The 13,215-nt window shown below is 73.9% G+C and carries 12 protein-coding genes and 1 pseudogene; 5 read left to right on the top strand and 8 right to left on the bottom strand.

Features of this window, described 5'->3' with window-relative positions; translation table 11 throughout:
- The 4 genes from ACSNN7_RS18840 to ACSNN7_RS18825 form a co-directional block, all read right to left on the bottom strand.
- On the bottom strand, positions 1-234 hold a 234-nt coding region (locus tag ACSNN7_RS18840; RefSeq protein WP_436682130.1), incomplete at its 3' end, for a zf-TFIIB domain-containing protein.
- A 29-nt stretch (positions 235-263) separates the two neighbouring features.
- The gene (locus ACSNN7_RS18835; protein WP_436682129.1) at positions 264-899 is read right to left on the bottom strand and encodes a phosphoribosyltransferase; all 636 of its coding nucleotides are present in this window, start codon (positions 897-899) and stop codon (positions 264-266) included.
- Between the two features lie 10 nt (positions 900-909).
- Positions 910-2,205 carry a glycosyltransferase 87 family protein gene (locus ACSNN7_RS18830; protein ID WP_436682128.1) on the bottom strand — a complete coding sequence of 432 codons (1,296 nt, stop codon included), beginning with the start codon at positions 2,203-2,205 and terminating at the stop codon, positions 910-912.
- Positions 2,202-4,742: a putative bifunctional diguanylate cyclase/phosphodiesterase gene (locus ACSNN7_RS18825; RefSeq protein WP_436682127.1), complete on the bottom strand. Its 2,541-nt coding sequence runs from the start codon at positions 4,740-4,742 to the stop codon at positions 2,202-2,204. Before ACSNN7_RS18825 ends, ACSNN7_RS18830 begins: the two co-directional genes overlap by 4 nt.
- A 684-nt stretch (positions 4,743-5,426) precedes the next feature.
- On the opposite strand from ACSNN7_RS18825, the gene moaC reads away from it, so the two are divergent.
- The 4 genes from moaC to ACSNN7_RS18805 all read left to right on the top strand — a co-directional run bounded on the left by moaC (position 5,427) and on the right by ACSNN7_RS18805 (position 8,162).
- Complete coding sequence (gene moaC / locus ACSNN7_RS18820; RefSeq protein ID WP_436682126.1) at positions 5,427-5,918, top strand: cyclic pyranopterin monophosphate synthase MoaC; 492 nt, start codon at positions 5,427-5,429, stop codon at positions 5,916-5,918.
- Positions 5,915-6,385, top strand: coding sequence for a MogA/MoaB family molybdenum cofactor biosynthesis protein (locus ACSNN7_RS18815; RefSeq protein WP_436682125.1), 471 nt, complete (start codon positions 5,915-5,917; stop codon positions 6,383-6,385). The genes moaC and ACSNN7_RS18815 overlap by 4 nt, the downstream gene beginning before the upstream one ends.
- A gap of 89 nt (positions 6,386-6,474) precedes the next feature.
- Positions 6,475-7,734, top strand: a complete 1,260-nt coding sequence (locus tag ACSNN7_RS18810) for a molybdopterin molybdotransferase MoeA (RefSeq protein ID WP_436682124.1) — start codon at positions 6,475-6,477, stop codon at positions 7,732-7,734.
- Positions 7,731-8,162 carry a molybdenum cofactor biosynthesis protein MoaE gene (locus ACSNN7_RS18805; protein ID WP_436682123.1) on the top strand — a complete coding sequence of 144 codons (432 nt, stop codon included), beginning with the start codon at positions 7,731-7,733 and terminating at the stop codon, positions 8,160-8,162. Before ACSNN7_RS18810 ends, ACSNN7_RS18805 begins: the two co-directional genes overlap by 4 nt.
- Positions 8,163-8,189: 27 nt before the next feature.
- Here the strand turns inward: ACSNN7_RS18805 and ACSNN7_RS18800 are convergent, their stop codons facing one another.
- Entirely contained in the window at positions 8,190-9,629 is a 1,440-nt protein-coding gene (locus ACSNN7_RS18800) for a glycosyltransferase 87 family protein (RefSeq protein ID WP_436682122.1), read from the bottom strand.
- 204 nt (positions 9,630-9,833) lie between these two features.
- Positions 9,834-10,379, bottom strand: a complete 546-nt coding sequence (locus ACSNN7_RS18795; RefSeq protein WP_436682120.1) for a DoxX family protein — start codon at positions 10,377-10,379, stop codon at positions 9,834-9,836.
- Between the two features lie 135 nt (positions 10,380-10,514).
- Here ACSNN7_RS18795 and ACSNN7_RS18790 point away from each other — a divergent pair, with 135 nt between their 5' ends.
- The gene (locus ACSNN7_RS18790) at positions 10,515-11,060 is read left to right on the top strand and encodes a GNAT family N-acetyltransferase (RefSeq protein ID WP_436682119.1); all 546 of its coding nucleotides are present in this window, start codon (positions 10,515-10,517) and stop codon (positions 11,058-11,060) included.
- Between the two features lie 30 nt (positions 11,061-11,090).
- Here the strand turns inward: ACSNN7_RS18790 and ACSNN7_RS18785 are convergent, their stop codons facing one another.
- Together ACSNN7_RS18785 and ACSNN7_RS18780 are read right to left on the bottom strand one after the other, a co-directional pair.
- Positions 11,091-12,329, bottom strand: coding sequence for an AAA family ATPase (locus ACSNN7_RS18785; protein WP_436682118.1), 1,239 nt, complete (start codon positions 12,327-12,329; stop codon positions 11,091-11,093).
- A gap of 137 nt (positions 12,330-12,466) precedes the next feature.
- Positions 12,467-12,736, bottom strand: a pseudogene (locus ACSNN7_RS18780) (LppU/SCO3897 family protein); the annotation flags it as partial.
- Between the last annotated feature and the right edge of the window lie 479 nt (positions 12,737-13,215).

Genomic DNA, 13,215 nt, shown 5'->3' with positions numbered 1-13,215 from the left:
GCCCGGCGGGTACGCGCCGCCCCCGCCGGGCTGGGCGGGGCCGTGGCCGGTGGGCTGCCCGTGCGTCGGGGCGGCGACGTGCTGCTGGTTCCAGTTCGCCTCGGCCTCGAACAGCTTCTCGAGTTCACCGCGGTCGAGGAAGATCCCCCGGCACTCGGTGCACTGGTCGATGACGATTCCACTGCGCTCGTACTGGCGCATGTCTCCGTGACACTTGGGACAGGTGAGCTGCATCGCTCGACCGTACCCGGTCGGCGCGAGATTCAGGCGGTGGCGATCAGCGCCTCGTTGACCTCGTCGTCGGAGACCTCGTGAAAGTCCTCGTAGTACGCGCCGACCGCGCCGAACTCGGGCGGGCGTTGGGCGCAGATCACCTGGTCGGCCTCGGCGGCGAGCATCTCGTACGCCTCCTGGGAGCCGACCGGCACCGCGACGACCACCCGGCGGGCGCCGAGATGGCGCGCGACCTGGACGGATACCCGGGCCGTCGCGCCGGTGGCCAGCCCGTCGTCGACGATCACGGCGGTCCGGCCGGTGAGGTCCAGCGGCGGTCGGCCGCCCCGGTACCGGGCCTCGCGGCGTTCCAGTTCGGCCTGCTCCCGGCGCTGCACCTCGGCGATTTCGTCGGGGCCCAGCCGCGCGGCGACCACGTCGTTGAGCACCCGGACGCCGCCGGGGCCGAGCGCGCCGAAGGCGACCTCGGGCGCCCAGGGCATGCCGAGCTTGCGGACCACCAGGACGTCCAGGGGCGCGCCGATCCGGTCGGCGATCACCCGGGCCACCGGCACGCCGCCCCGGACCAACCCCAGCACGATGACGTCCGGTTCCCCGACGAGACCGGTCAGCCGTTCGGCGAGCTGGCGGCCGGCGTCCTCACGATCGCGATAGGTGCTGCTCATGTCCTCAGGTCTACGCCCTGTTGAGGGCTCGCGTCGGCGACTCCGGCGAAACCGTGGCCGGTCGGGCGGCCAGGGCGGGTGCCCAGACGAGCAGGGCGAGCGGGTAGAGCAGGTAGCCGAAGCGGGTGGTGGGCATCAGCAGGATCGCCGCCAGCAGGCCGTATCCGCAGATCAGTGCGGTGGCGACGGCGGTGCCGGGCGGGTGGCGCAGCAGCCGGAGGCCGATCGCCACGCCGACCGCGACGAGCAGCGTGGCGGCGACCACCCGGCCGCCGGGCAGCCCGGTGGCGATCAGGTGCCCGGGGAAGGGGGACTGGGCGGGGCTGGTCACCAGTCCGTGGCCGAGCGGGAACCGCAGCACGTTCTCCACCAGCGCGTCCCGGTCGACCAGCAGCGCCGGGACCAGGGCGAGCAGGGGCAGGCCGAGCGCGCCGAGAGCGACCCGGAGGCCGGCCCGCCGGGTGGCACCCCAGAAGATCAGGACCAGGGCGACCGGCCAGGCGAAGAGCTTCAACGCGCCGGCGAGGCCGACCGCCACCCCGGCCGCGCCGGGCCGGTCGACGGCGGCGAGCGCCAGCGCCAGCAGGCAGAGCGCGAGTACGGGGAGGTCGTCGCCGCCGGTGGCGAGGGTGAGCGCGCAGACCGGCAGCACGGTCGCGGCCTGCACGCCGCGCAGTACCGCCGCCGCGTCGGGGCGGGTCGCCGACGGGCGGCCGGTGCGGCGCAGCGCGGCCACGGCGAGGGCCAGCACCAGCGCGGTGACCAGCGCGAACCAGACCCGTGAGTCGGTCCACCAGGCGTCGGCAGCGGCCCGGGGCAGCCCGAACAGCGCCATCCCCGGCTGGTACGGCGTGTAGCCGAGCAGCCGCTCGTCGGGGGGGAGCGCGGCGATCGCGTCCTGCCCCAGGTAGGGGGTGCCGTGGTCGGCGAGCCGGATCCCGGCGTGCTCGACGACCACCACCTCCTCCTGCGCCCGGTCGGTACGCCCCGACGCCCGTTGCGCGCTCTGCAGCACGAGCGGCAGCAGGGCCGTGGTGGCCCAGGCGAGCCCGGTGACCGCCCAGCGGGCCGGCACCCCGGCCAACCCGGGACGGCGGCCGCGGAGCAGGAGCTGGCCGACGACCAGCAGGGTCGCCAGCAGGTAGCCGATGGCGGCGACGCTGCCCCAGGCGCGGTGCGGGGGCAGGGTGGAGGTGGCGGCGGTGATCGCGGCGAATGCGGCGGAGAGCGCGTACAGGCCGAGGTCGAGGGCGAGGCCGCCGGCGGCGGAGTCGAGGGCCCGCCAGGTGCGGGAGGCGGCGGTCACGCCGGCAAGTGTGGCAGACCCGTCGGACGGCTTCGGCCGGGCTGGCGACGGCCGGGGGCGAGGCGGATGACGGCACCGGTGTCGTGCAGCGGTGCGACGAGGGTGCCCGGGCGCCCGCCCGAGCCGCGTTGCAGGGCGGCGAGGAGACTGCCGGCAGGCAGCGGGCGGGCGAAGAGGTGGCCCTGGCCGGCCGCGCAGCCCAGCTCCCAGAGCGCCCGGCGCTGCGGCTCGCTCTCCACCCCCTCGGCGACCACGGTGAGGTCGAGGCTGCGGCCGAGGTCGAGGGTGGAGCGGATGACGGCGGCGGCTTCGGCCGAGCTCTCCATGGCGGTGACGAAGCTGCGGTCGATCTTCAGCTCGTGCACCGGGATGCGGGAGAGCAGCGAGAGGCTGGAGTAGCCGGTCCCGAAGTCGTCCAGGGCCAGCCGCACGCCGGAGTCGCGGAGCCGGCTGAGCACCCGGTCGACCACGTCGAGCTGGCTCAGCGTCAGCGTCTCGGTCAGCTCCAGCACCAGCCGGTCGGGCGGGAGGTCGTGCGCGCGCAGCCGGGCCAGCACCGCGCCGGGGAAGCGGGCGTCGAGCAGGCTGCGCGGGGAGACGTTGACCGAGACCGGCAGGTCGAACCCGGCCGCCCGCCAGCTGACGGCGGCCAGCAGTGCCTGGTCGAGGATCGCCTCGGCGAACGCGGGAAGCAGGCCGGAGCGTTCCACGGCCTCCAGGAAGCGCAGCGGGTCGATCATGCCGTGGGTGGGGTGGTGCCAGCGGGCCAGTGCCTCGGCGCCGGTCACCTCGCCGGTGCCCAGGTCCACGATGGGCTGGAAGTTGACGGTGAACTCGTGGTCGGCCACCGCCCGGGGCAGCTCGCCGCCGAGGGTGAGCCGGCCGAGGTCGGCGGTGTCGCGGGTCGGGGCGTACGTGGAGATCCGCTGACCGGCCCGCTTGGCCTGGTACATCGCCACGTCGGCGCGGCGCAGCAGCTCGGGCATGCCGCCGCTGGCGGGGGCGGCGGCGATGCCGCCGCTGGCCTCGACGCTGATCCGCATGCCGTCGACGTCCAGCGGCTCGTGCAGGGTGCCGATCAGGGCCTCCGCCCGATGCGCGGCGACGGCCGGGGCGGGCAGCCCGCACAGCAGCACGGCGAACTCGTCGCCGCCGAGGCGGGCCACCAGGTCCTCGGGCCGCGCGGCGGCCCGCAACCGGTCGGCAACCTGCATCAGCACCTGGTCCCCCGCGGCGTGGCCGAGGGTGTCGTTGACCTCCTTGAAGTGGTTGAGGTCGATCAGCACCAGCGCGGTCACCCCTTCGGCGTGCCGGGTGCTGAGCTGCTCGGTGCCGCGCTCCAGCAGGTGCCGCCGGTTGGCCAGGCCGGTCAGCGCGTCGTGGGTGGCGGCGTGCGCGTGTTCGGCGGCCACCCGGGCCAGCTCGGCGTACGCCTGGGCGTTGCGGACCGCGGTGCACAGCGCCGAGGCGAAGGTGCGCAGCGTGTACTGCTCTCGCTCCGAGAGCTGGACCGGGCCGCGGAAGCGCAGCCGCAGCACGCCCACGTCGGCGCTGCCGTCGTGCCCCTCCAGCCGGGCCGACAGCACCGCACCGTCGACCGTGCTGGGTTCGCCGGCCGGCCCGTCGTACCCGATGGTGCCGCCGGCGCCGCGGACGGTGCGGCCGCCGTCGTGCAGCTCGATCTCGACCTCGTCGGCGGAGAAGAGCTCGCCGGCCTGGGTGACCGCGGTGGTGAGGACCTTGTCCAGGTCGACGACGTTGAGCGCGTCGGTGGTCCGGGCGAGGCGCTGCCAGGCCTGCTGCTCGGTGCGGGCCTTGACCCGGTTGGAGTAGAGCAGGTGCAGGCTGAGGACCAGCGGTGGCACCGCCAGCAGCAGCCGGGGGTCCCCCCGGAGGATGACCAGGGTGACGGCGATCAGGACGAAGCGGGCGAATGCGCTGGTCAGGCGCAGCCAGAGATCGTCCAGGAAGAGCCGGCGGACCTGGGTGCCGGTGGCCAGTGCGATGACCGGCAGGGTGAGCACCTCGTCGAGGAGCACCGCGGCGGCATAGGCGACGCCGACCATGCCGATGACGTGCTGGAGGTCGGCCGTCTCCGACCAGCCCACCGCGTACAGGGTCAGGCCGGCGCCGGCGGCCAGCAGGGTGCTCTTCGCCACGCCGAAGGCGGTCTTCAACGGCGACGGCCTGATCGACAACAGCGCGGTCGCCACGCCGACTCCGGTGGTCAGCACCACCAGCGGCGCCGGTGCGACCGCCAGGCCGAGGACGATGGCCGTCTCGCTCCACGAGATCGCGTGCACCGTCGCGCCGATGCGGATCCGCCAGTTGATCCGGACACCGAGGGCGGCCATGAAGACCAGGGTGAGGGACAGCGCGAGGTCGTCACCGGAGAGACCGAGGTGGACCAGTTGGCGCACGGAGAAGATCACCGCGACGGCGGCCACCACGCAGACGAGGCCGACGTGCAGCGTCAGCTGCCGCTCGGCCTCCGTCTTGCTTTCGCCCGGTCGTGCCACCGCGTCCTCGACTGCCACTCGGTCTCGCTGAGCAGAGGCCAAGGCTACGTGCGGTCATCCCGTCGCCACAACGTCTACCACCACTCGTGCGCGGACTTGGTCATAGCCCTGATCCCTTCACTGGTCACCGGATCCGACCCGGGGTCGGCGTCTTGGACCAGCACAGCCTAAGTGCGGTTAGGCCAGTTTTGGAGGGATAAATGTGACTATGGGCAATAGATGAGAATTGGGCGGTAAGTCGTGACGTTCCGTTCCCTCACGGAGACTGACCGCTGCGCATCCATCGGTTCTTGTTAACGATAGATAATGGTGGACCTGCAACCTTTTCGACATCGGGCGCAGGGCTCCACTTCCAGGTACCCCGAGGTGGTGGCCGACCGACCCGGAAGCGACCAGTCGGCCGTCGGTCGACGGAGGGTAGTCGTGCCGGAACTCTCGCACCGTGACGACCGAACATTCGTCGTGATTCGCGTTCTGTAAGTTGCGTCTTTCCGCGGTCACATGTCCGCCGGTCGTCGCCCCGCCTTCGCACGTGCATTGCGTGCGGTCACCGAGGCAGCTGAACCGTTTAGTCACGATCAGGGAAATCGCTGGTGAACGGGGCTCGTGAATCGGGCAATGGCCATGGTCACGCCCGGGTCGCGCTTGTTGCGCGGAATCGGTCCTCGGTTCCGGTCGTACCCGGCGGATAGGCTCGCCCTCGTGACCGATCCCGCGCAGCTCACCCACGTCGACCCGGCCGGCGCGGCCCGCATGGTCGACGTCTCCGCCAAGCCCGTCACCGGTCGGCTCGCCGTGGCCGCCGGTCGGCTGCGCACCACCGCCGAGGTGGTCGACCTGCTGCGCCGCGACGGCCTGCCCAAGGGCGACGCGCTGGCGGTCGGCCGGCTCGCCGGCATCATGGGCGCCAAGCGCACCCCCGACCTGATCCCGCTCTGTCACCCGATCGCGTTGCACGGCGTGACGGTCGACCTGCGGCTCACCGAGGACACCGTCGAGATCACCGCCACGGCGCGGACCGCCGACCGGACGGGCGTGGAGATGGAGGCGCTGACCGCGGTGGCGGTGGCCGGGCTGGCCCTGGTCGACATGGTCAAGGCGGTCGACCCGGCCGCCTCGGTCGACGCGGTACGGGTGCTCCGCAAGTCCGGCGGCAAGACCGGCGAGTGGGTCCGCCCGGAGGGCCGGCCGTGATCCGGGCCCGGGTGGTGGTGGCCTCCAACCGGGCCGCCGCCGGCGTCTACGCCGACACCAGCGGTCCGCTGCTCGTGGCGGGCCTGCGCGAGCTGGGCTGCGCCGTCGACGAGCCGGTGGTGGTTCCCGACGGCGAGCCGGTCGGCGAGGCGTTGCGGGCCGCCCTGGCAGACGGGATCGACGTGGTGCTGACCAGTGGCGGCACCGGCATCACCCCCACCGACCGGACGCCCGACGTGACGCGGGCGCTGCTCGACTACGAGATCCCCGGCATCGCCGAGGCGATCCGGGCGCACAGCCGGGACCGGGTCCCCACCTCGGCCCTGTCCCGGGGGGTCGCCGGGGTGGCCGGCCGGATGCTCGTGGTCAACCTGCCCGGGTCGACTGGCGGCGCACGCGACGGCCTCGCCGTGCTCGGCCCGATCCTCGTCCACGCCGTCGATCAGCTACGCGGCGGCGACCACTGACGCACGGTCCCACGTCCACGGCGATAGGCTCGCCCGGTGAGCGCGCGGAGGTGACGCGCGTACCGCACGTCGGTGAACGGAGGCCCCCGGTGAGCACGGAAACCGCCGCCGCCGCGGCGCAGGTCGCGGCGCCGCCGCCGGCCGGTTGGGAGGAGGCCCGCTCCCGGGTGTACGCGGTCGGCCTCGCCGCCGCACTCCCTGCGGTCCGGCGGCCGCTCGCCGACGTCGACGGGCACACCCTGGCCGAGCCGCTGACCACGCGCACCGACCTGCCCGCCTTCCCCACCTCCAGCGTGGACGGCTGGGCGGTGCGCGGCGACGGGCCGTGGGACGTGGTCGGGCGGGTGCTGGCCGGCAGCACGCCGCCCCCGCTGACCGCCGACGGCACCACCGTCGAGATCGCCACCGGCGCGATGGTTCCGGAGGGCACCACGGCCGTGCTCCGGATCGAGGAGTCGAGCCGTACCGCGGACGGTCGGGTGACCGGCACGCCGCGGCCGAGCCCGGAGTGGCGGGAGCCGGGCGAGGAGGCGTACGCGGGGGAGGAACTGCTCCCCGCCGGCACCCCGGTCGACCCGGCCCTGATCGGGCTGGCCGCCTCCTGCGGCCACGACCAGCTGGCGGTGCGGCGGCCACCCCGGGCCGCGCTGCTGGTGTTCGGCGACGAGCTGCTGACCGCCGGCCCGCCCGGCGCCGGTCGGGTACGTGACGCGCTCGGTCCGGCGGTGCCGGCCTGGCTGCGCCGGTACGGCTGCCAGGTGCGCTCCTCCGACGTGGTCGGCCCGGTGGCGGACACCCTTCCCGCACACGTCGCGGCCCTGCGGTCCGCGCTGACCAACGCCGACCTGGTCTGCACCACCGGCGGGACGATGCACGGCCCGGTCGACCACCTGCACCCCACGCTGGAGGCGCTGGGGGCGGACTACGTGGTCAACACCGTCGCCGTCCGCCCCGGCTTCCCGATGCTGCTGGCCCGGCTCGCCGGCGCCGACGGCCGGGTCCGCTTCGTCGCCGGCCTGCCGGGCAACCCGCAGTCGGCGATCGTCGCGCTGGTCTCGCTGGTCGCGCCGCTGCTCGCCGGGCTGACCGGCCGGCCGATGCCCGCGCTGCCGCACGCCACGCTCGCCGAGCCGGTGCCCGGCCGGGGCGACTACACCCACCTGGCCCTGGTCCGGGTGGACCGGGCCGCCGGCACCGCCCACCCGGTGCGCCACGTCGGCTCGGCGATGCTGCGCGGGCTGGCCGGCGCCGACGGATTCGCGGTGATCCGGCCGGGCACCACGGGCGAGGTCGGGGCCCGGGTGCCGGTCGTACCGCTGCCGCTGCTGCCCGGGGAGCGCTCGTGGTGACCGCCGATCCGACGGTGCCCGTGCTGACGGTCACCGACCAGCCGCTCGACCTGGCCGCGCACGAGGCGGCGGTCGCCGACCGCCGGGCCGGCGCGGTGGTCTCCTTCCAGGGCGTGGTCCGCGACCACGACCACGGCCGCCCGGTCACCCTGCTGGAGTACGAGGGTCACCCGAGCGCCGCCGACGTGCTCCGCGAGGTCGCCGCCGAGATCGCCGCCGACCCCGACGTGTACGCGGTCGCGGTGTCGCACCGGATCGGCCGGCTGGAGATCGGTGACGTGGCACTGGTCGCCGCGGTCAGCACCGCGCACCGCGCCGCCGCCTTCGCGGCCTGCGCCCGCCTGGTCGACGAGGTCAAGGCCCGCCTACCGATCTGGAAGCGCCAGGTCTTCGCCGACGGCACCGAGGAATGGGTCAACTGCCCCTGACCCCACCCGTAACGCAGGCGCGCGGGGTCAGCGGCGGGCGGCGGTGGTGCGTGGGAAGCGGTCGGTGTAGAAGGCCGGTTCGGCGCCGGGGCGCCAGGGCAGCGCGGCGACCAGGACGATCAGCGCCAGCGCGAGCGAGTTCTCCATCAGCGCGCCGAAAAGCCCGTCCTGGTAGTGCGACACCTCCGGGAGCTGGTGCTCGTACGGCCAGATGGGCGAGACGAGGAAGAGCAGGTAGAGCCCGATCGCCGCGACGGCGTGCCGCAGGCCGGTCAGCGTCGGGTACCAGATCGGCGGGCGCAGCCCGTTGACCCCGGGCGGCCCCCCGTACGAGGACGCCTGGCCGCCGCGCGCCGCCAGGCCCCGGCTCGCCTCGCGGCGGCGTACGGCGGCGTCGGCGAGCACGACGATCGCGGGGATGACCCACACCAGGTGGTGCGTCCAGGAGATCGGGCTGATCACGTTGGCGGTCAGCCCGACCAGGGTGAACGCGGTGAGTTCGTCGCCGTCGGCGCGGGCGGTCGCGGCGCGGGAGAGCCCGACCGCCAGGATCAGCACCGAGAACGACAGCCAGAGCAGCCCGGGCGTCTCGATCGAGTCGTACAGCCGGGCGAGCAGGCCGGCCAGCGACTGGTTCGGCGTCATGTCCGCCGCGCCGACCCGCTCGGTCTGCCAGAGCACGCCGCCGAAGTAGGCCCGGGACTCCGTCCCGACCAGCGCGAACGTCCCCAGCGTCACGCCGATGGTGGTGCCGACGGCGGTGGCCGCCGTGCGCCACTGCCGGGTGATCAGCAGGTACACGATGAAGAGCGCGGGAGTCAGCTTGACGGCGGTGGCCAGGCCGATGCCCATGCCGGCCCACGCCCCGCTGTAGAAGAAGCGCAGGAACACCCCGTCGGTCGGGCGACCGTGGGTGCCTCGCCGGGACCGCCAGCGCAGCCCCACCAGATCAGCCATGATCAGCGCGAAGAGCAGCAGGTTGACCTGGCCGTACCCGAGGGTTTCCCGAACCGGTTCGATGGCGACGGACATCGACGTCGCGATGCCCACGGTGAACCAGAGCGGCCAGGCGAGCCGGTCCACGATCGGGCGCAGCAGCGCGGCCAGCACGAGGGCGAGGGCGCCGATGCTGCCCGCCGCGTTGATCCAGCCGGCTGCCTCGACCGGCAGCCGCGCCATCGGCAGCATCATCAGGGCGGCGAACGGCGGGTAGGTGAAGCCGAGGGTGGTGGTCGGCGCGATGAACTCGTACAGCTCGTGACCGCTCGCCCACCACACCACCGCGCCGTGGTAGATCTTCATGTCGAAGAAGTTGTACGGCCGCCCGAAAGCACCGATGGCGAGCCATGCGGCATAGGCGACGGCGGCCACGATGCCGATCCGTACGACTGTCCTACGATCGATCCCACGCGTTGCGCGACGGACTGGGGCGAGGCGGTCCAGCCGTCTACCGACGATCGCCGGCATGGCGTGGCCACCCCCGTACCAAGGTCGTCCTACCCGTCCAGGTCCGGTACGGAGCCTAGAACGGCGCCTCACGTTGATGCCTCCCGCGTTATGCGACCGTGTCCGATCCCACACATGTTTTTGACATTTCCACCGCGTTAACGGCAGTCGGGTGGTTCAGGTAATTCGCGGCCTTGCGGGGGGTGATGGCCGTATTGACGCAGGTCAGCCTGGGAGTCGCCGGGCGGCGGAGGCCGAGAGGGCGGCGATCCGCGCTTCCCGGCGGGCGGTACGCACCGCGCGGGTCACGGAACGTCGAGAGTGACCGATGCGGTGACCCGTCCGCCAGCGCAGACCCGGCTTTCCCTCGGTGTCGGCGGCAGCGAGCAGCAGCCCGCCGAAGAGCCCGAGGTTCTTCAGGAAGTGGACCTGGTTGTTGTTGCGCATGGCCGGGTCGTCGTTCTTCCAGAAGGGATGCCCGGCCACGGTGACCGGCACCAGCGTGCCGGCGAGCACCAGCGCGGCCGGCCGGGCGAACCGCCCGCTCGCCAGCATCAGGCCGGCGGCGAGCTGCACCGCCGAATTGGCGCGGCTCAGGGTGGTGGTGTCGGTGGGGAGCTGCGGCGCGGCGTTCGAGATCATGGGGGCGATCCGGTCGGTGATCGGCTGGGCGGCGGCCACGAGGCGCTGGGGGTGCTGGAAGTTGCGGGCGCCGCTGACCACGAAAATGCCGCTCAACATGACGCGGGCGAGGGAGCGCACGGGTTTCATGGATCAGTCATACCCCGTCCGGGCGTCCGCTACCCCGACAACGGCCGATCCGGGACCTTCCGACATGGACGTGACGCCACGCCGATTCGAGCGACCGTCGCTGATGGACGCGCCCGGCGGGGTAACGTCGCGCGGGTGACTACCCTGCGGCTGCGCCCCGAGGACCCGGCGGACATCGCCCCGGTCCGCATGGTGCTGGCAGCCGCCTTCGCCCGCCCGGACGCCGCGGTCCCCGGCGAGGTGGCGCTCGTCGACGAGCTGCGCGACAGCGACGCCTGGATCCCCGAGCTGGCGATGGTGGCCGAGTACGGCGGCGAGGTGGTCGGCTACGCCCTGCTCAGCCGGGTCTTCGTCCGCTCCGACGACCACCGTGCCCCGGCGCTGGCGCTCGGGCCGGTCGCGGTGGCCCCGCACCGGCAGCGGGTTGGGCACGGCACGGCGGCGGTGCAGGCCGGGCTGGACGCGGCGACCGAGCTGGGTGAGCGCCTGGTGGTGGTGCTCGGCAACCCCGGCTACTACCGGCGGTTCGGGTTCAGCCGGGCGGACCGGCTGGGGCTGACCAGCCCCTGGTCGGGTCTCGGGGAGCCCTGGCAGGCGCTGGTGCTGCCGCCGAGCGTCAGCGGCGAGGGTCCGCCGCCGCGCGGCGAGGTGCTCTTCCCGGCGCCCTGGTCCCGCGTCTGACCCCACGCGCCCGTCGCGGACCGTCGGCGGTCAGGCCGGCTGGGTACGCAGGTAGCGGCCGAAGTGCGGGACGGTGAAGGCGACCGTGCCCCGCTCGCCCGAGTAGATGAGCCCCTTCTTGATCAGCGCGTCCCGGGCCGGCGACAGGCTGGCCGGCTTGCGCCCCAGCGCCCGTGCGATCTCCGCGGTCGGCACGGCCGCGTCCATGTCGTCCCGGCCGCCGCCGTCGGCCTCCCCCTCCACCAGCGACAGCGTGGCCATGGCGCGCATGTACTCCCGCTCGGCCGGGGTGGCCCGCTCGAAGCGGGAGCCGAAGAAGCCGACCGCCAGCTCGGCCTCCGCCTCGGGAGCGGCCACCCGGACGTCCGCGGCGGTGATCGGCGAACGCGGCGCGTGGTCCCAGGTCGCCTTCCCGTACGCCTGGACGAAGTAGGGATAGCCGCCGGACTTCTCGTAGAGCAGGTCGAGGGCCTTCTGCTCGTACTCGACCTGCTCCCGCTCGGCCGGCGCGCAGAGCGCGTGGTCGGCGGCGATCCGGTCGAGGCGGTCGATGCGCTGGTAGCGGAAGAGCCGCTCGGAGTAGGACTTGGCGGCGCTGAGCACGGCCGGCAGGTGCGGCAGGCCGGCACCCACCACGATCAGGGGCGCGCCGAGCTGGGACAGCTCGTGGCAGGCGGCGCAGAGCGCGGAGACGTCCTCCGCGCCGAGGTCCTGCATCTCGTCGATGAAGACGGCGATTCCGGTGCCCACGTCGGCGGCCACCCCCGCCGCGTCGGTGAGCAGCTCGACCAGGTCGATCTCGATGTCGCCGGAGTCGGCCCGGCCGCTGCTCGCCGGCACGTCGATGCCGGGCTGCCAGCGGTCGCGCAGCTTCGGGGCGGCTCCGCGTCCGGTCGGCGCGGAGCGCTGGGCGAACGCCTTGAGCACGCCGAGGAAGGCGTCGATCCGGTCGGGCGCGCGGTGCCGGGGGGCCAGCTCACGGACGGCCATGTGCAGGGCGGCGGCCACCGGCCGGCGCAGTGACTGGTCCGGCCGGGCCTCGATCTTGCCGGTGCCCCAGAGGTGGTTGATCGCCTGCGAGCGGAGGGCGTTGAGCAGCACCGTCTTGCCGACGCCCCGCAGCCCGGTGAGCATCAGGCTGCGCTCGGGGCGGCCCCGGGCGATGCGCTCCAGGACCACGTCGAAGACGTCCAGCTCCCGCCCTCGGCCGGCGAGTTCGGGCGGGCGCTGGCCGGCGCCGGGAGCGTACGGGTTGCGGACCGGATCCACGCATCGCACAGTATCGGGCCGTCTAGTCGCACGACTAGAGATGCATAGATGGGGCTACCGGCGTGTCTCGGGACCTCGACCGGAATCTCGGGCTGTCTAGCGCAGATGCTAGATAGGGCAAGATTGGCCTACCGAGGTCAGCGCTGCTTCAGGCAGAGGACGAAGTCGAGGGTGTCCAGCTCGCTGTCGAAGAAGTACCAGTTGGTGTAGCCGGACACCTTGGCGCACTTCGCCTCGGCGTCCTTCTCACCGCTGGTCTCCCCGTCGAAGCGCCGCAGCACCTCGTACGTCTTCGCGGCGCAGTCGGTGATCAGCAACTTGGGTTTGCCGCCCGCCGTGCCCTCGTTGCGAACGCACTGCCCCGCCTTGACGAAGCGCGGATCGGCCGACGAGGCCGGCGCGGGGGTGGTCGGTGCCGGCTCGGGCGGTCCGGGCAGCGCCGCACCCGGTTCGGCGGAGGCGCTCGGCGCGGTGGCCGGCACCGAGTCGTCGTCCCGCCCGGCCAGGTACCAGAGGGTGGCGGCACCGCCGAGGACCAGCACCGCCAGCACAGCCAGCACCGCGATCAGCGGACCCCGGCGCCGAGCCGGCCGCGGCGGTGCCGGGTCGCCGAGGTACGCGTTCGGGCCGGCCGACCGGTACGGCTCGGTGGCCGGGTGGACCTCGGTGGCCGGGTAGCCGGGTTGCGGGTAGGTCGGGTAGCCGGTGGGCGGCGGGCCCCAGCCCGGCCTACCGTGCGGGTCCGGTGCGGCGCCGTACGCGTCGTCCGGGCGTCGCCCGCTCCACGGCTCCGGGGCGCCACCGGGTGGCCCGTAGTTCGCCATGCACGCCTCCTGCGTACTCGTGCTGAGAGGCCGGCCACCCGTGCGGGACACCGACGCCGTGG

Source organism: Micromonospora sp. URMC 105 (assembly GCF_051386295.1).
Taxonomy (GTDB): Bacteria; Actinomycetota; Actinomycetes; order Mycobacteriales; family Micromonosporaceae; genus Micromonospora.
This window is presented reverse-complemented; position numbering and strand designations above follow the sequence as displayed.

Coding starts and splice junctions, on each gene's coding strand:
- ACSNN7_RS18835 (WP_436682129.1), bottom strand. CDS start 899: ATGAGCAGCACCTATCGCGATCGTGAGGACGCCGGCCGCCAGCTCGCC.
- ACSNN7_RS18800 (WP_436682122.1), bottom strand. CDS start 9,629: ATGCCGGCGATCGTCGGTAGACGGCTGGACCGCCTCGCCCCAGTCCGT.
- ACSNN7_RS18795 (WP_436682120.1), bottom strand. CDS start 10,379: ATGAAACCCGTGCGCTCCCTCGCCCGCGTCATGTTGAGCGGCATTTTC.